Origin of the sequence: uncultured Aquabacterium sp., from assembly GCF_947366995.1 — a bacterium.
Classification (GTDB): Bacteria; Pseudomonadota; Gammaproteobacteria; order Burkholderiales; family Burkholderiaceae_C; genus Aquabacterium.
Genome location: NZ_CANBCC010000082.1, coordinates 1 through 16,105, shown reverse-complemented (window position 1 = coordinate 16,105; position 16,105 = coordinate 1). Strand labels below are relative to the sequence as shown.

Here is a 16,105-nt window from a genome sequence, read left to right as displayed (position 1 = left end):
CTACACGCCGAACGACACTCTTTCCCTACACGACGCTCTTCCGATCTGTCTCGAAGGTCGCTGTGTTCACCGCCACTTGCTTGCGCTCCAGCGCCATGCCCCATGCAGTCAGTGGCCCGAGCTTGGGGCTCATGCCCTGGCGGATCAGCAGGTGGTCCAGCGTCAATGGAACCTCAGCCTCCTCCGGGGTGAGGATGGTCAGCGCCTGAACCACCCCCTCGGTGGCATGCGCGTCCGTCGGCATCCCGACGCACAGCGCGACGCGTCCTTGCGCAATCAGCGCCCTCACGGCCGCATCCAGCTCCGGCTCGGCCTGGAACACATCGCGGCGGTGCAGCAAGGTCACACGGGCAGGGCGACGCGCCGGGTTGGTGTCCTCAGTCAGCGACCGCACCGTGCTCAGGGCCTCGTCACCCCCACCGGCCACGACGACATGCTGCCCCGACCAGGGCAGGGCGCCGGCCTCCGGTACATGGAAGTGCACGTTCGAGGCGTCCTGCAGCCCCGGGAGATTCAGGCTGCGCGGCACGAAGGCCCCGGCGCCCGCGGCCACGAACACAGCGCGGGCGCGCCATTGCTGCCCGCGGTCAGAGGTAATCAGCCAGCGGCCGTCTTCCGCGCGGGCCAGCTCGGATACCTGCTGCCCGAGATGCACATTGGCGTAAGGGCTGCCTGGCGCATCGGGGCCTCCCGCGTTCGACGAGGCGGAATCCACGGTCTGCAGAAACGGCTGCGCCTGCGTAAGCAGCAGGCGCGTCAACTCCCGGCCGGTGCAGCGCGGCACGCCGGGAATGTCATAGATCGGTTTGTCGGGGTACAGTGCAGCGCATTGCCCCCCGGGTTCGGGCAGCACGTCGATGACATGGGCACGAAGCCCCAGCAGACCGAGCTGAAAGACCTGGAACAGGCCCACCGGGCCCGCGCCGATCACGACCGCATCGGTGTCGGTCATCGCGTGCACGCGCCTTCAGCGAACCAGCTGGTCGAGCTTGCCGACCTTGTCCTTCCACTCGTCGGCGTCCGGCAGCGGGTCCTTGCGCTTGGTGATGCTGGGCCACACCTTGGCCAGGTCGGCGTTCAGCTGGATGTAGTTCTGCTGGTTGCCCGGCACGTCCTCTTCCGGGACGATGGCGTTGGCGGGGCACTCGGGGATGCAGACGGCGCAGTCGATGCACTCGTCCGGATCGATCACCAGGAAGTTCGGGCCTTCGCGGAAGCAGTCCACCGGGCACACGTCCACACAGTCGGTGTATTTGCAGCGGATGCAGGCTTCGGTGACGACGTGGGTCATGTCAGGTCTCTTGTAGCGGTTGTAAGACGGGCGAGATTTTACCGGCTGGGGCCGGCTTCAGCCCTGAGAACCCGATGCGCTTTCGCCGCAGATCGGGATATGGGTCAAAGGTTCGTCAGGAATATCGGTGGCGCCAGCGCCCACGATGACGAGCGTGGGGCGCCCGGCATGGATGGCGCTGGCGTCGTCCAGTGTGGCCACGGTGTGCAGACTGTGGCGCATGTCGGGCCAGCCTGCACGCGAGACCACGCTCACCTCGGTGTCGCCGGGCCAGCCGGCCTCCAGCAACCCTTTCGACAACGGGGCCAGTTGGCGGCCCGCCATGTAGAACACCTCGGTGTCCGCGCGCTGGCCCGGGCCCATGCCGCACTGGAGGTCGCCCGTGCGGGTCATGGCGGTGGTGAAGCTCACGCTTCGGCCGGAGCCACGACGTGTCAGGGGGCGCTGTGTGGCGGCCGCTGCCGCGAGCGCTGACGTCACACCGGGCACCACCTCCGAGGCAATGCCGGCGTCGCGCAGCGCATGCAGTTCTTCTTCCAGCCTTCCGAACAGGCTGGGGTCGCCGCCCTTGAGCCGCACGACCAGACCCCGTTCGCCGTGCGTGGCACCAACGGCCAGCGACTGCTCGACCAGCAGGCGGTTAATCCGCGTCTGACCGTTGAAATCGCTGCCTTCCTTGCCGGAGAAACCGCGCTTGCCCACGTCGATCCAGTCGGCCTGGGGGGCCAGATCCCGGAGCGTGGCGTCAGCCAGCGCGTCGAACAGCACCACGTGCGCCTGTGACAGCAGCCGGCTGCCACGCACGGTGATGAGGTCAGCCTCACCCGGCCCGGCGCCGATGAAAACCACTTTGGCCGTTTTGAGCGAGCAGGGCTTGGATTCCACGATAGGAGGCGCAGCGCGCGTAAGAGAGAACTCAGGCAGCCTGCACCAGCAGGGCGCCGCTGGTGCGGTTGGTCGTGGGGTCGACCACGATCAGCGCGCCACCGACACGGTTGCTGGCGTAGGGCTCGACCGGCAGCGGCTGCTGGGTCTGGATCTGCACGCGGCCGATCTCGTTGACGGCCAGCTCGTGCGCGTCGGTGTCTTCCAGCGTGTGGATGTCCAGGCGGTTGTCGACCGACGTGATGCGGGCCTGCACCCAGCGGTTGCCGTGGCGCACCCAGTACTTGCGGCCGACCACGGCAGGCTCGGTGTCCAGCCAGGCCAGCGTCGCGGTGAAGTTGGCCGTCGGCTGGATGGAGCCCGGCGTGTGGATCCAGTCACCGCGCGAGATGTCGACCTGGCGGTCCAGCACGATGCCGGCCGACTGGCCCGCTTCGCACTGGTCGACCACCAGCGCCGAGTGGCGCACTTCCGCCACGATGGCGGTCTCGCCGCTCGGGAAGATCTGCACTTCGTCGCCGGCCTTCACGGCGCCGTGTGCAATGCGACCCCAGAACGCGCGGTACTGGTGGCCGGTGCCCGAGGCCGAGGCTTCGCCTTCGCCCACGCTGTCGCGCGTCACGTACTGCACCGGGTGCAGCAGGGCGCCGTCGTGGCGCTCGTCGCTCGGCGGCAGTTGCTCCAGCACCTGCAGCAGGGTGGGGCCGTTGTACCAGGGCCAGTTGGCGCTCGGCGTGGTCACGTTGTCGCCGCGCAGGGCCGACACGGGGATCACGCCCTTGTTGACGATGCCGGCCTGCTCGGCAAAGGCTTCCAGCGAGGCCTTCACGTTGTTGAAGGCGGTCTCGGTGTCCTGCTCGATGGCATCCAGCTTGTTGATCGCGAACACGATGTTCGGCACGCGCAGCAGGTGGGTCAGCAGGCTGTGACGGCGCGTCTGGGCCAGCAGCGGCACCGGCGAGGCCTTCCAGTCGATCTTGGTGATGTCGACCAGCACGACGGCGGCATCGCTGCCGGCAGCGGCCGTCACCATGTTGCGGGTGTACTGCTCGTGGCCCGGGGCGTCGGCGATGATGAACTTGCGCGTCTTGGTCGCGAAGTAGCGATAGGCCACGTCGATGGTGATGCCCTGTTCGCGCTCGGCTTCCAGGCCGTCGGTCAGCAGCGACAGGTCGATGGGGGCGCCGGCGGCACGCTTCTCCAGCGCATCCAGCTGGTCGGCCAGAATGGCGCGGCTGTCGAACAGCAGACGGCCGATCAGCGTGCTCTTGCCGTCGTCCACGCTGCCCGCGGTCAGGAAGCGAAGGGCCTTATGAGCCAGTTCGGTGCTGGCTTCGTTGTGGGTCACGGTGCTCATCAGAAATAACCTTCCTTCTTGCGGCGCTCCATCGAGGCCTCGGACGTGCGGTCGTCCATGCGGGTGGCGCCACGTTCGCTCACGGTCACGTGCAGGGTCTCGGCGACGATGTCGGCGGCGTTGGCGGCCGTCGATTCGACCGGGCAGGTGCAGGTCATGTCACCCACGGTGCGGAAGCGCACGTCCACGGTCTCGACCGTTTCGCCTTCCAGCGCCGGCGTCACCTCGGTCAGCGGCACCAGCAGGCCCTTGCGGCGGATCACCTGGCGGGCGTGCTTGAAATAGATGTTGGGCAGCGGGATGCCTTCGCGGGCGATGTACAGCCACACGTCCAGCTCGGTCCAGTTGCTGATGGGGAAGGCGCGGAAGTGCTCGCCCGGCTTGATGCGGGTGTTGAACAGGTTCCACAGCTCGGGGCGCTGTTCCTTGGGCTGCCACTGGCCGAAGCTGTCGCGGTGCGAGAAGATGCGCTCCTTGGCGCGGGCCTTCTCTTCGTCACGACGGGCGCCGCCGATCAGGCAGTCGAAACGGTTGTCTTCAATCGCTTCCAGCAGGGTCACCGTCTGGTGGCCGTTGCGCGATTCCAGCGGGTGGGCCAGGCGCACGGTGCCCTTCTTGATCGACTCTTCCATGTGCGCCACGATCAGGCGCTCGCCGATCTCGGCCACGCGCTTCTCGCGGAAGTCGATCACTTCCGGGAAGTTGTGGCCGGTGTCCACGTGCACCAGCGGGAAGGGCAGCTTGCCTTCCAGCTTGCCCGTGGCCGGGTTCTTCATCTTGAAGGCCTTCTCGGCCAGGTGCAGCACCACGCACGAGTCCTTGCCGCTCGAAAACAGCAGGCCCGGGCGCTCGAAGCTGGCGGCCACTTCACGCAGGATGAAGATCGCTTCCTCTTCCAGCGCGTCCAGGTGGCGGTGGTCGACTTCCGCCAGCAGTTGGTTCACATCACTCATCTTGTTCTCGCTCTTGAATCACTTGTGGACGTGCAGGCCGCATTCCTTGGCCTTCTCGTCTTCCCACCACCAGCGGCCGGCCCGGAAGTCTTCGCCGACGGCAATGGCGCGCGTGCAGGGGGCGCAGCCGATGGACGGCATGAACTGGTCGTGCAGCGGGTTGTAGGGCACGTGGTTCACGGCCACGTAGTGCCACACATCGCCCCAGGTCCACTCGATCATCGGGTTGAACTTGGCGCGGCCGGCGTCGTCTACCTCGCGGTCCAGCATGCCGCCGCGGTTGTTCGATTGCTCACGGCGCAGGCCGGTGATCCACGCGGTGCGGTCGGCCAGCATGCGGGCCAGCGGCTCGAGCTTGCGGATGCCACAGCAGGCCTTGCGCAGGTCGATGCTTTCATACATCGCCTTCTCGCCGTGCTGGCCCACGAACTCGATCACGGCCTCGTTCTTCGGGCGGTAGACCTCGACGTGCAGGCCGGCATCGGCGTAGTGCGTCTCGATCGTGCCGATCAGCGCGGCCGTTTCCGGGTTCAGCATGCCGGTTTCCAGCGTGCCAATGGCGATCGGCAGCTGATGCCGGGCGATCAGGTCGGTGACGATCATGTCCTCGACCCCCAGGCTGGTGGCCTGCACCACCTTGCCCGGGTGCTCGAAGGCCGCGGCCTTCAGCAGGGCCACCGTGGCCTGCACCTTGGCCGCATAGTCGGCGCTCGGCTTGTTGTACAGGGCGATCGCCGAGCCGGCGGCAGCCGCAGGCCCGCCCAGCATCGACACGCCCCCGATGGCAGAAACCTCACTCATCGTGCTCTCCAGTCCGGTTCAGGCCGCACGGCCGAAGACCGGCTTGGTCTGCTGCACGTCGCCCTGGTAGTGTCCACGGGCCCCGAAGAAGCCCAGTTGACGCTCCGCAATGCCGCGGTCCTGGTCGGCGCGCAACACCACGGCATCGAAGCCGGTGCGGGCCATCAGCGGCATCATGTCGACCAGCACGTCGCCGGTGGCGCGCACCTCGCCGCCGAAGCGGTAACGGGCGCGCAGGATGTGCGCCTGCGTGTAGGCGCGGCCGTCGGTCCACTTCGGGAACTGCAGCACGACCAGGTCCAGCTTGGCCAGGTCGGCTTCCAGCACCTCGATGTCGACGTCGTTGGCGACGATGACGCCAACCGGCTTGTGGTCGGCCGAGCCCTTGGCGGGCCACTGCTCGCGCACGGCGTGCCACTGCGCCAGCGTCAGCAGGCTGTAGGACTTGACGGGCGGATGCGACATCGGGCCGTCTTCGCCGCCCACGGTGTGCCACTGGTCGTGGTGGGGATCGATGAATTTCATGGTCTGTCTCTTTCGCGGCGAGGGGCTCAGGCGGCCTTGGCGGTCGTGCGGCGCACGGCGTTGGCAGCGGTCTTGAACGGGTCGATGCCGACGCGCTTGACGGTGTCTACGAAGCGCTCGTCGGTCGCCCGCTGGCTGCGGTAGGTCTCGATGACCGCTTCGATCACGTCGGTGACCTCGTCGGCCGAGAACGACGGGCCGATGACCTTGCCGGCCACGGCGCCCGGCGCCAGGTTGGAGCCGTCCGAGCCACCCAGCGTCACCTGGTACCACTCGGTGCCGTCCTTGTCGACGCCGAGGATGCCGATGTGACCGCTGTGGTGGTGGCCGCACGAGTTGATGCAACCGGAGATGTGCAGGTCGATGTCGCCGATGTCGTACAGCTCGTCCAGGTCCTGATAGCGGGCGATCAGGTCGTTGGCGATGGGGATGGAGCGGGCATTGGCCAGGGCGCAGAAATCGCCGCCCGGGCAGGCGATCATGTCGCTCAGCAGGCCGATGTTAGGCGAGGCAAAGCTGCTTGCCTTGGCCGCCTTCCACACGGCAAACAGATCTTCTTCGCGCACGAAGGGCAGCAGCACGTTCTGGTCGTGCGTGATGCGCAGCTCGCCGCAGCTGAACTGGTCGGCGATGTCGGCGATCGCGTCCATCTGGGTGTCGGTGGCATCGCCCGGGGCCTGGCCCACGCGCTTGACCGACAGGTGCACGCTCTTGTAGCCCTGCACCTTGTGGCCCACCACGTTGCGCTCCAGCCACTTGGTGAACTGGGTGCGGTCTGCGTCGGTCGCGTCGGCAGGCAGGCCGTTGCCGGCGGGCAGGTGCGCCTGCACCGAGGCCGGGAACGCGAAGCTGGCGTTCACGCGGTCGAATTCGGCCTGCGGGATGATGTGGGCGGCACCGTCCACGTCACGCTCGAGGATGTTCCGGAACTCCGCGTTGACCTGATCGAAGAACTTCTGGCCTTCGGCCTTGACCAGGATCTTGATCCGCGCCTTGTACATGTTGTCGCGGCGACCATAGCGGTTGTAAACGCGCACGATGGCCTCGATGTAGACCAGGATCTGCTGCCACGGCACGAAGGCGTTGATTTCGGTGGCCGTGATCGGGGTGCGGCCCATGCCGCCGCCCACCAGCACGCGGAAGCCCACTTCGCCGGCGTCGTTCTTCACCAGGTGCAGACCGATATCATGCCAGGCGGTGGCGGCGCGGTCTTCCTTGGCGCCGTTCACGGCAATCTTGAACTTGCGCGGCAGGAAGGCGAACTCGGGGTGCAGCGTGGACCACTGACGCAACACTTCGCAGTAGGGGCGGGCGTCGATGATTTCGTCTTCTGCTACGCCCACGGTCGCATCGGCCGTGATGTTGCGGATGCAGTTGCCCGAGGTCTGGATGCCGTGCATGTTGACTTCGGCCAGCAGCTCCATCACGTCCGCGGCCTTCGCCAGCGGGATCCAGTTGTACTGGACGTTCTGGCGGGTCGTGAAGTGAGCGTAACCACGGTCGAACTCACGCGCGATGCGCGCCAGCTGGCGGATCTGCTTGGCCGACATTTCGCCATAGGGCACAGCGACGCGCAGCATCGGCGCGTGACGCTGGATGTACCAGCCGTTCTGCAGGCGCAGCGGGCGGAATTCTTCGTCGCCCAGCTTGCCTGCGAGATTACGCTCGAGCTGGTCGCGGAATTGCGCCGCGCGCTGGCGGACAAACTGTTTGTCGAACTCGGTATATTGGTACATGGTGCGCAGCGAGGGAAAAGCGAATCAGACCGCGAGGGTTTAAAGCCTGCAGTGAAGTTGAAAACAGTCAGCCGAGAGCCCGGTAGAGATTGTAGAGGCTGATGCAGGAGATCACCCCGCCCACCAGCATCAGCAGCGTCCGAGTGTCGAGCCGTCGCGTGAGGAAGGCCGCAAACGGCGCCGCAAAAAGGCCCCCGACCACCAGCCCGGCAACCGTGGGCCACGGCCCTTCCTCGACCAGACCGGCAAAGACGGCGGCGCTGGCAAAGGTCAGGAAAAACTCTGCCAGGTTCACCGAACCGATGGTGGTGCGCGGATCCTGACCCGTGCCCACGAGCGTTGTGGTCACGACGGGGCCCCACCCACCGCCGCCCACGGCATCCAGAAACCCTCCGAACAGCCCCAGTTTGGCCACATGCTTGGGGGTTTCGCGGCGCGGTGTGATTTTCTTGAAAATCTTGCTGACGATATACAGGCCCATCACGAACAAATATCCCGACACAATGGGTTTGATCACGGCAGCATCCACCGAAGAAACCACCCAGGCTCCCAGGCTGGCGCCCAGAATGCCGGGCACCAGCAGGCGAAGAAACAGCGAGCGGTTCACGTTCCCCAGTTTCACGTGCGAGATGCCCGAAACGCCGGTCGTGAACACCTCGGCGATGTGCACGCTGGCCGAGGCCACAGCAGGCGTGCTGCCGGTTGCCAGCAGAAAGGAGGTCGACGTGATGCCGTACGCCATCCCGAGCGCGCCATCCACCGTCTGTGCCAGCAGGCCGACCATGACAGCCTTCCAGAACGCGTCACCTTGCAGGGTGCTCGCGATGAGCTGCATGCCCGTCTGTTCGTGTTGTCCGTTGAACAGCTTCGATGCGAGGTAAGCCAGCACGCCAACCAGCAGGAATCCCACCGCCCACACGGCAATGCGCAGCACCGGATGGTTGGACGGGTGGGTGATGTCGTCTTCGACCGGAGGCAGACCCAGCGCCGTGTGCTCCGCGTTGATCGGGTTGTCGGAGAGGTCGAGGTTGCGGATCTTCATGGAACTGCGCGAAGGAAAGCCCGGCGGCGCGACAATGTGAGAGAGCTGCGGATGCTATCGATCAACTATATAAATACGAAGAACATTTATGGAAGTTGCACATAACTTCTGGCTATTAAGGCGCCTTGCTGCCGGCCTTGCTGTAGCCTCAGCCGCGCTGCTGGCGGGGTGCGGTGTGGTGCCGTCCGGGCCTGCCGCGCCAGCCACGCCTGCCGTGGTGCAACCTAAACCAGCACCGAAGCCGCCCCGCGTCGGGGTGGCGCTGGGCGGCGGCGCTGCACGTGGTTTTGCCCACATTGGCGTGCTCCAGGTGCTTGAGGAACAGGGCATCCGGCCCGATGTCGTGGTGGGCACGTCGGCCGGCAGCGTGGTCGGCGCCCTCTATGCAGCGGGCAAGACGCCGACCGAGCTCGCCACGATGGCCATGTCGCTCGACGAGTCCTCCATCACCGACTGGGTCTTTCCGGGGCGCTCGCTGCTGAAGGGGGAGGCCCTTGCCAAGTTCGTCCGGACGCACACCGGCGGCAAGAACATTGAAGCGATGCGCGTGCCGCTCGGCATTGTCGCCACCGACCTGCAGAGCGGTCAGCCCATCCTCTTCCGGCGCGGCGACGTGGGCACGGCCGTGCGGGCTTCAAGTTCCGTCCCGGCGGTGTTCGAGCCGGTCCGCATCTCGGGTCGCGAGTATGTCGACGGTGGGGCGGTGTCTCCCGTCCCCGTCCGCTTCGCACGCCAGATGGGCGCCGACGTCGTCATCGCGGTCGACATTTCGGCGATCCCTGAAGGCATGCCGGTCAAGGGGCCGGTGGACATCCTGCTGCAGACCTACAACATCATGGGTCACGCGATCAGTCAGTTCGAGCTGCAGGATGCGGATGTGGTGATGCGCCCCAAGCTCGAAGGCATCGGCAGCACCGAGTTCAGCGCCCGTCGCCTCTCGATCCTCGCCGGCCGCGAGGCCGCGCTGATGGTTCTGCCGCAGCTCAAGGAGCGGATTGCCGCCCGCACGCGTTGAGTGCGGGCCTCCCTTCATCGCGGTGTGCCGAAAGGCGCCCCGCTCAGCTTGCTGCCCGGCTTGATGCCCTTGCGCGCAAACCAGCCCGCGTTCATTTCCAGCACGTGGCGCACCGGCCGCGTCGAACAGTGCGACTCCAGCGTCTGCGGAGCCATCTCATCGAGGTTGACCACGGTGCCGTCATCGGCAATGAACGCCACCGCCAGCGGGATCAGCGTGTTCTTCATCCAGAAGCACTGTTGCCCCGGTCGGTCGAAGATGAAGAGCATGCCGTCGTTCGGTCCCATCTCCTTGCGGAACATCAGCCCGATCTGGTGCTGCTCCGGTGTCGATGCCACCTCGGCGCGGATGTTGTGCATGCCGGCGCCCAGGGTGATGGTGGGAAGTTTCTGGGGGGCCGTCTGGGCCCGGGGCGTGGTTGTCCACAGCAGGGCTGTGGCTGCCATCGCGGCCACGCCCCATTTCAGCCGTTCTTGAAACACAATCTCGGTTCCTCGTTGACCTTGCTCAGGGTCGGGTTCCGCCCAGCCCTTACAGTGCCGCCTCTGCCAGTCCGTCCTGGCTTTCCGCCCTCGCACCGAGCCAGACTGTAGCAGCGCCTCCCATGCCCCCCTCCGCCAGTACCGCCTTCCCGTCGGGTGAAGCCGCTGCGCCCTTGCCCGGCGTGGCGCTGCCGCCGTTGCCGCCGCTGACTCCTTCCCAGGCGGCAGGGCTCGATGATCCCGATCTGCTTGCACAGTGCGTGCTCGAGGCACCGCTGGGCAGCAGCCAGCGCCGCATCGGCCTGGGCTTGTCCGGGATGTACTGCGCGGCGTGCGCCATCACCATCGAGACGGCGTTGCTCAAGGTGCCCGGCGTCTCCGACGTTCAGGTTCAGTCTGCCTCGCAGCGTGCGCGCATCCTGATCGACCCGGCCCGTGTCCGGCTGTCCGAACTGGTCGAGGCGGTTCAGCGGGTGGGCTACAAGGCTTGGCCCGACTCGGCTGCCCGCGCGGGGCATGAGCGCCTGCGTGAGCGGCGCAAGCTGCTATGGCAGCTCTCCGTGGCGGGCTTCTGCATGATGCAGGTGATGATGATCACCTGGGCGCAGTACGTGGCCTCGCCAGGCGAAATCCCGGCCGACATCTGGCAGCTGCTGAACTGGGCGTGCTGGGTGCTGAGCCTGCCGGTGATGCTGTTTTCGTGCGGGCCCTTCTTTGCTGGCGCCTGGCGCGCCGCGCTGCAGGGCAGGGTGGCAATGGACACGCCCGTCGCGATCGGCATGGCGGCCGCCTTCATCGTCAGCACCGGCGTCACCTTCGGGGCACAGGACATCTTCGGGCCCGATGCCTATTTCGACTCCCTGACCATGTTCGTCACCTTCCTGCTGGCCGGGCGCTGGCTGGAAACGCGCGCGCGCGAGCGGGTCACGCAGTCCCTCGAGGCGCTGTGTCTGCGCCTGCCGGAGGCGGTCGACCGGGCCGTTGGCGTGTCGGCCGACCCGGCCGCGGCCCCGCCGGACTGGTCTGCGTGCCAGACCGAATCCGTGGCCCTGTCGGCGCTGCAGCACGGCGACTGCCTGCGGATTGCCGTGGGGCAGTCCTTCCCGGCGGACGGGCAGATCCTGGACGGCCGGACGGAGGTCGACGAGTCGCTGCTGACGGGCGAATCGCGCGCCGTACCCCGCGTGGTGGGGCAGGTGGTCGTGGCCGGCAGCATGAACCTCGGCGCGCCGGTGTGGATGCGCGTCGAGCGCCTGGGCCCGGACACGCGCTACCAGCAGATCGTGTCGCTTGTTCAGCAGGCGCTGACGGAAAAGCCGGGCTGGATGCGCACCGCCGACCGGATGGCCGGCCCCTTTCTGTGGATGGTGCTGTTTCTGGCGGGCGCCGGCGCACTGGCCTGGCAATGGATCGATCCGTCCCGCGCGGTGTGGGTGGCGGTTTCCGTGCTGGTCGTCACATGCCCCTGTGCGCTGTCCCTGGCCGCGCCGGCGGCCTTGCTCTCGGCGGCGGGTGCCCTGGCGCGCCGCGGCGTGCTTGTTCGAAGGCTGGACGCCATCGAGGCCTTGTCGGCCGTGTCTCGCGTCTACTTCGACAAGACCGGCACGCTCACCGAGGGCGAGCTGAGCCTGGTCGCCCTTGAATGGCAGGGCCGGCGCCACGATGAATGGCGCACCGAGGTCTTCGCCGAGCCGCTGGCGCGCGCCTCTGCGCTGGCCGCCTGTTCACAGCACCCCCTCTCGCGGTCCCTCGTGGCCGCCGTCCAGGCCTGGCAGCCCGTGCACACGCGCAGCTGGCAGGATTTGCATGAAGAGGCGGGCAAGGGTGTTCAAGGGCGCGATCCCACTGGCCGCGTCTGGCGCCTGGGCTCCGCAGCCTGGGTGCTCGGACCAGACCATGGACCGGCTGCGGCCCGTGTATGGATCGCCCCGCTCGATGCCCAGGGGCAGGGGATCAAGAATGAGGCGCTGGGCTTTGTGTTCGACGAGGTGTTCCGTACCGAGGCGGCCCCCGCCTTGCAACAATTGCAGCAACTCGGGTGTGAATCGGCCTTGCTTTCCGGTGACCAGCACGAGCGCGTGGTCGCCGCATCCCGCCATCTGTCGGCCGGTGCACAGCCGTTGGCGGTGCGCTCTCAGGCCACGCCGGAAGACAAACTCGAGGAGATCCGCCAGGCGCAGGAGGCGGGCCATCGCGTGGCCGTGGTGGGCGATGGGATCAACGATGCTCCGGTGCTCGCCAAGGCCGATGTGTCGGTTGCCCTGGACCAGGGGGCTGCGTTGGCGCAGTCTCAGGCCGATCTCATCGTGCTGGGTGGTCGGCTGCTGGGCGTGCCCGCTGCGGTGACCGTGGCGCGCCGTGCCATGCGCATTGTCCGGCAGAACCTGTTGTGGGCGGCTGCCTACAATTTCACATGCATTCCGCTGGCCCTCATGGGCCTGCTGCCCCCCTGGCTGGCCGGCCTCGGCATGGCGCTGAGCTCGCTTTTTGTGGTGCTCAACGCGCTTAGACTCGGCGCCCATCCGGCGGGCTCCCGCCCCTCAGCCTGATCACGCCATGGAAATCCTCTACGTCCTGTTGCCCGTTTCGGTCCTGCTGGTGCTCGCCATCCTGGCCATCCTCGGGTGGGCCGTTAATTCTGGACAGTTTGAAGACATCGAGCAGGAAGGCATTCGCATCCTGTCTGATGAGTCTCAAAAAGTCGAGGATAACGTTGAGCGTCATCAAATTTAGGAGGGGGTTTGCCCTCACAATTCGCGCTGTAACTTAGGAGAAGAAGAGATGGCATCCACCCACTCTGCCACGTACAACGACACGGTTGTCCGGCAGTTCGCCATAGCGGCCGTCCTATGGGGCGTCGTCGGTATGGCCGTCGGCGTCCTCATTGCGTCCCAGCTGGCCTGGCCGGAACTCAATTTCGGGATCCCCTGGCTTTCCTACGGTCGACTGCGACCCCTGCACACCAACGCGGTGATCTTTGCGTTCGGGGGCTGTGCCCTGTTCGCAACGTCCTACCACGTTGTGCAAAGAACATGCCAGACGCGCCTCTTCGCAGGCCCTCTGGCTGCTTTCACGTTCTGGGGTTGGCAACTGGTGATCCTGCTGGCAGCCATCTCGCTGCCCCTGGGCTACACCAGCGGCAAGGAATATGCCGAGCTTGAATGGCCGATCGACATCCTGATCACGCTGGTCTGGGTGGCCTACGCCGTCGTCTTCTTCGGCACCATCGGCATGCGCAAGGTGCGCCACATCTACGTGGCGAATTGGTTCTACGGCGCCTTCATCATCGCCGTGGCCCTGCTGCACATCGTCAACAGCGCCGAGATCCCCGTCAGCCTGACCAAGTCCTACTCGGTGTACGCCGGCGTGCAGGACGCCATGGTGCAATGGTGGTACGGCCACAATGCCGTGGGCTTCTTCCTGACGGCAGGCTTCCTGGGCATGATGTACTACTACATCCCCAAGCAGGCCGGCATGCCCGTGTACTCGTATCGCCTGTCGATCGTGCACTTCTGGGCCCTGATCTTCACCTACATGTGGGCGGGTCCTCACCACCTGCACTACACCGCGCTGCCTGACTGGACCCAGTCTGTCGGCATGGTGTTCTCGCTGATCCTGCTTGCGCCCTCCTGGGGCGGCATGATCAACGGCATCATGACCCTGTCGGGTGCCTGGTACAAGCTGCGCGACGACGCGATCCTGAAGTTCCTGATCGTGGCCCTGTCGTTCTATGGCATGTCGACCTTCGAAGGTCCGATGATGTCCATCAAGACCGTGAACTCGCTGTCGCACTACACCGACTGGACCGTCGGCCACGTGCACTCGGGCGCCCTGGGCTGGGTGGGTCTGATTTCGATGGGCTCGCTGTACTACCTGATCCCGCGCATGTTCGGCCGCAACACGATGTACTCGGTGCCGGCCATCTCGCTGCACTTCTGGGCTGCCACCATCGGCATCGTGCTCTACATCGCCGCGATGTGGATTGCCGGTGTGATGCAGGGCCTGATGTGGCGCGCTGTGAACCCGGACGGCACCCTGGTGTACTCCTTCGTCGAAAGCGTGAAGGCCACCTATCCGTTCTACGTGATCCGCGTCGCGGGCGGCCTGCTCTACCTGGGCGGCATGATCCTGATGCTGTGGAACACCGTGATGACTGCCCTGGCTGGTCGCGCCGTGGATGCGCCGATCTCGGCCCAGGCTCAGCCGGCTCACGCCTGATAACAAGGAGAACAACATGGCTGATCACAACCACAAGCCTGCGCTCTTCTCCCACGAGAGGATCGAGACCAGCAACTTCCTGATGATCGTGCTCACGCTGGTCGTCGTGGCCTTCGGTGCGCTGGTCGAAATCGTGCCGCTGTTCTTCCAGCACAGCACGACCCAGCCGGTGGAAGGCCTCAAGCCCTACACCGCCATGCAGCTGGCCGGTCGCGATGTCTACATCCGCGAGGGTTGCTACAACTGTCACTCGCAGATGGTGCGTCCCTTCCGTGCAGAGACCCTGCGCTATGGCCACTACTCGATGGCCGGCGAGTTCGTTTACGACCACCCCTTCCAGTGGGGTTCCAAGCGGACCGGCCCTGACCTGCACCGCGTTGGCGGCAAGTACTCGGACGAGTGGCATCGTGCCCACCTGATCAACCCGCGTGACGTGGTGCCCGAGTCCAACATGCCAGCTTACCCGTGGCTTGCCGAAAGCAAGCTGCAGGACGGTCCTGCCGTGGCCCCCCGCATGGAGGCCCTGCGCAAGGTCGGTGTCCCGTACACCGACGCAGAGATCAAGGCCGCCGACGAGGAGGTCAAGGGCAAGACCGAGCTGGAAGCCGTGATCGCATACCTGCAGGTCCTCGGCACCGCCGTCAAGTAAGGAGCAGCGCACATGGACATCATCGATGTGAGAAGCCTCTTCACGGTGGCATGCCTGTGCGTTTTCGTGGGCATCGTTGTCTGGGCCTACGCGCGCAGCAACAAGGCCCAGTTTGAAGAGGCAGCGCAGCTGCCTCTTGCAGAAGATTGACTGGAGGCTCAGACATGAGCGACTTCATTTCGAATGGATGGGCGTGGTATGTCACGGCCATCGTGGTGTTCGGCCTGGTGTATTGCGCGTTCGTCCTGATCGGCGCGGCCAAGCACAAGGTTGTCTACGATGCTCAGGGCAATGTCGACAAGACGACCGGCCACGTGTGGGACGGTGATCTGCGCGAACTGAACAACCCGCTGCCCCGCTGGTGGCTGTTCCTGTTCATCTTCACGCTGATCTTCGCCATCGGCTACCTTGTTCTGTACCCGGGTCTGGGCGCCAACCCCGGCAAGCTGAACTGGTCTTCCACTGGCCAGCTCGAAGCCGAGATGGTCAAGGCCAAGGTCGAGCAGGACAAGATCTTCGCCAAGTTCAAGAACGCCTCGGTCGAAGACCTGGCGCGCGACCCGCAGGCCCAGGCCATCGGTGAGCGCCTGTTCCTGAACAACTGCGCGGCTTGCCACGGTTCGGACGCCAAGGGTGCCAAGAGCTTCCCCAACCTGACAGACGGTGACTGGCTGCACGGCGGCTCGCCGGAGAAGATCATCGAGACCATCACGTTGGGTCGTCGTGGCCAGATGCCTCCGATGGCTGCTGCGGTTGGCACCCCGGACGAAGTCCGTCAGGTGGCGAACTACGTGCTGAGCCTGTCCGGTTCGGGTCACAACTCGATCCTGGCTGAACTTGGCAAGGCGAAGTTCAAGGCGGCCTGCGCAGCCTGCCACGGTGCAGACGGCAAGGGCAACCAGGCCATCGGCGCGCCGAACCTGACCGACAAGGTCTGGCTGCACGGCTGGGGCGAAGAGGCCATCCAGCACATCGTCAACAACGGCAAGGTCAACGTGATGCCGGCCCAGAGCCCGCGTCTGTCGGAAGACCAGATCAAGATTGTGGCGTCCTATGTGTGGGCCCAGTCTCACCCGGTCAAGACCGCATCGGCCAAGTGACCTGTGACAGGCCGGGCCCCAGGCCCGGCAAAGCTTGACACGCGTCAAGCC

At 65.9% G+C, this 16,105-nt stretch carries 15 protein-coding genes and 1 pseudogene; 7 read left to right on the top strand and 9 right to left on the bottom strand.

Annotated elements, in window-relative coordinates; all coding sequences use genetic code 11:
- Positions 1-967: 967 nt before the first annotated feature.
- The 8 genes from fdxA to Q0Z44_RS16385 form a co-directional block, all read right to left on the bottom strand.
- On the bottom strand, positions 968-1,291 hold the full coding sequence (gene fdxA, locus Q0Z44_RS16420; protein ID WP_298014742.1) for a ferredoxin FdxA: 324 nt from the start codon (positions 1,289-1,291) through the stop codon (positions 968-970).
- A 57-nt stretch (positions 1,292-1,348) separates the two neighbouring features.
- The gene (gene cobA / locus Q0Z44_RS16415) at positions 1,349-2,176 is read right to left on the bottom strand and encodes a uroporphyrinogen-III C-methyltransferase (RefSeq protein WP_109035831.1); all 828 of its coding nucleotides are present in this window, start codon (positions 2,174-2,176) and stop codon (positions 1,349-1,351) included.
- A gap of 31 nt (positions 2,177-2,207) precedes the next feature.
- A complete protein-coding gene (locus Q0Z44_RS16410; RefSeq protein WP_298014738.1) occupies positions 2,208-3,533 on the bottom strand; it encodes a GTP-binding protein in 1,326 nt (441 codons plus the stop codon).
- Entirely contained in the window at positions 3,533-4,486 is a 954-nt protein-coding gene (cysD, locus tag Q0Z44_RS16405) for a sulfate adenylyltransferase subunit CysD (RefSeq protein ID WP_109035835.1), read from the bottom strand. The genes Q0Z44_RS16410 and cysD overlap by 1 nt, the downstream gene beginning before the upstream one ends.
- 18 nt (positions 4,487-4,504) lie before the next feature.
- Entirely contained in the window at positions 4,505-5,254 is a 750-nt protein-coding gene (locus tag Q0Z44_RS16400) for a phosphoadenylyl-sulfate reductase (RefSeq protein WP_298014752.1), read from the bottom strand.
- Between the two features lie 51 nt (positions 5,255-5,305).
- The gene (locus Q0Z44_RS16395; protein WP_298014733.1) at positions 5,306-5,812 is read right to left on the bottom strand and encodes a DUF934 domain-containing protein; all 507 of its coding nucleotides are present in this window, start codon (positions 5,810-5,812) and stop codon (positions 5,306-5,308) included.
- A gap of 26 nt (positions 5,813-5,838) precedes the next feature.
- Positions 5,839-7,548: a nitrite/sulfite reductase gene (locus tag Q0Z44_RS16390; RefSeq protein WP_298014729.1), complete on the bottom strand. Its 1,710-nt coding sequence runs from the start codon at positions 7,546-7,548 to the stop codon at positions 5,839-5,841.
- A 67-nt stretch (positions 7,549-7,615) separates the two neighbouring features.
- Positions 7,616-8,590 carry a sulfite exporter TauE/SafE family protein gene (locus tag Q0Z44_RS16385; protein ID WP_298014727.1) on the bottom strand — a complete coding sequence of 325 codons (975 nt, stop codon included), beginning with the start codon at positions 8,588-8,590 and terminating at the stop codon, positions 7,616-7,618.
- A 214-nt stretch (positions 8,591-8,804) separates the two neighbouring features.
- Here Q0Z44_RS16385 and Q0Z44_RS16380 point away from each other — a divergent pair, with 214 nt between their 5' ends.
- Positions 8,805-9,605, top strand: a complete 801-nt coding sequence (locus Q0Z44_RS16380; protein ID WP_366517637.1) for a patatin-like phospholipase family protein — start codon at positions 8,805-8,807, stop codon at positions 9,603-9,605.
- A 14-nt stretch (positions 9,606-9,619) separates the two neighbouring features.
- Here Q0Z44_RS16380 and Q0Z44_RS16375 read toward each other — a convergent pair whose 3' ends face one another.
- Positions 9,620-10,051 (bottom strand): DUF192 domain-containing protein, encoded by a 432-nt coding sequence (locus tag Q0Z44_RS16375; protein WP_298014749.1) that lies wholly within the window; start codon positions 10,049-10,051, stop codon positions 9,620-9,622.
- 158 nt (positions 10,052-10,209) lie between these two features.
- Between Q0Z44_RS16375 and Q0Z44_RS16370 the strand changes: the two genes are divergently transcribed.
- The 6 genes and pseudogenes from Q0Z44_RS16370 to ccoP all read left to right on the top strand — a co-directional run bounded on the left by Q0Z44_RS16370 (position 10,210) and on the right by ccoP (position 16,054).
- Positions 10,210-12,636: a cation-translocating P-type ATPase gene (locus Q0Z44_RS16370; protein ID WP_298014724.1), complete on the top strand. Its 2,427-nt coding sequence runs from the start codon at positions 10,210-10,212 to the stop codon at positions 12,634-12,636.
- 7 nt (positions 12,637-12,643) lie between these two features.
- Positions 12,644-12,778 (top strand): annotated as a pseudogene (gene ccoS / locus Q0Z44_RS16365) (cbb3-type cytochrome oxidase assembly protein CcoS); the annotation flags it as partial.
- Between the two features lie 90 nt (positions 12,779-12,868).
- The gene (ccoN, locus tag Q0Z44_RS16360; RefSeq protein WP_298014720.1) at positions 12,869-14,305 is read left to right on the top strand and encodes a cytochrome-c oxidase, cbb3-type subunit I; all 1,437 of its coding nucleotides are present in this window, start codon (positions 12,869-12,871) and stop codon (positions 14,303-14,305) included.
- Positions 14,306-14,321: 16 nt separating this feature from the next.
- Complete coding sequence (gene ccoO / locus Q0Z44_RS16355) at positions 14,322-14,954, top strand: cytochrome-c oxidase, cbb3-type subunit II (protein ID WP_298014717.1); 633 nt, start codon at positions 14,322-14,324, stop codon at positions 14,952-14,954.
- Between the two features lie 12 nt (positions 14,955-14,966).
- Positions 14,967-15,104 (top strand): cbb3-type cytochrome c oxidase subunit 3, encoded by a 138-nt coding sequence (locus Q0Z44_RS16350; RefSeq protein ID WP_109035855.1) that lies wholly within the window; start codon positions 14,967-14,969, stop codon positions 15,102-15,104.
- Positions 15,105-15,118: 14 nt separating this feature from the next.
- Positions 15,119-16,054 (top strand): cytochrome-c oxidase, cbb3-type subunit III, encoded by a 936-nt coding sequence (gene ccoP, locus Q0Z44_RS16345; protein ID WP_109035856.1) that lies wholly within the window; start codon positions 15,119-15,121, stop codon positions 16,052-16,054.
- Positions 16,055-16,105: the final 51 nt, after the last annotated feature.

Excerpts from the sequence above, each read along its gene's own strand:
- fdxA (WP_298014742.1), bottom strand. The coding sequence starts at position 1,291 with ATGACCCACGTCGTCACCGAAGCCTGCATCCGCTGCAAATACACCGAC.
- Q0Z44_RS16410 (WP_298014738.1), bottom strand. The coding sequence starts at position 3,533 with ATGAGCACCGTGACCCACAACGAAGCCAGCACCGAACTGGCTCATAAG.
- cysD (WP_109035835.1), bottom strand. The coding sequence starts at position 4,486 with ATGAGTGATGTGAACCAACTGCTGGCGGAAGTCGACCACCGCCACCTG.
- Q0Z44_RS16400 (WP_298014752.1), bottom strand. The coding sequence starts at position 5,254 with ATGCTGGGCGGGCCTGCGGCTGCCGCCGGCTCGGCGATCGCCCTGTAC.
- Q0Z44_RS16395 (WP_298014733.1), bottom strand. The coding sequence starts at position 5,812 with ATGAAATTCATCGATCCCCACCACGACCAGTGGCACACCGTGGGCGGC.
- Q0Z44_RS16390 (WP_298014729.1), bottom strand. The coding sequence starts at position 7,548 with ATGTACCAATATACCGAGTTCGACAAACAGTTTGTCCGCCAGCGCGCG.
- Q0Z44_RS16385 (WP_298014727.1), bottom strand. The coding sequence starts at position 8,590 with ATGAAGATCCGCAACCTCGACCTCTCCGACAACCCGATCAACGCGGAG.
- Q0Z44_RS16375 (WP_298014749.1), bottom strand. The coding sequence starts at position 10,051 with ATGGCAGCCACAGCCCTGCTGTGGACAACCACGCCCCGGGCCCAGACG.
- Q0Z44_RS16370 (WP_298014724.1), top strand. The coding sequence starts at position 10,210 with ATGCCCCCCTCCGCCAGTACCGCCTTCCCGTCGGGTGAAGCCGCTGCG.
- ccoN (WP_298014720.1), top strand. The coding sequence starts at position 12,869 with ATGGCATCCACCCACTCTGCCACGTACAACGACACGGTTGTCCGGCAG.
- ccoO (WP_298014717.1), top strand. The coding sequence starts at position 14,322 with ATGGCTGATCACAACCACAAGCCTGCGCTCTTCTCCCACGAGAGGATC.
- Q0Z44_RS16350 (WP_109035855.1), top strand. The coding sequence starts at position 14,967 with ATGGACATCATCGATGTGAGAAGCCTCTTCACGGTGGCATGCCTGTGC.
- ccoP (WP_109035856.1), top strand. The coding sequence starts at position 15,119 with ATGAGCGACTTCATTTCGAATGGATGGGCGTGGTATGTCACGGCCATC.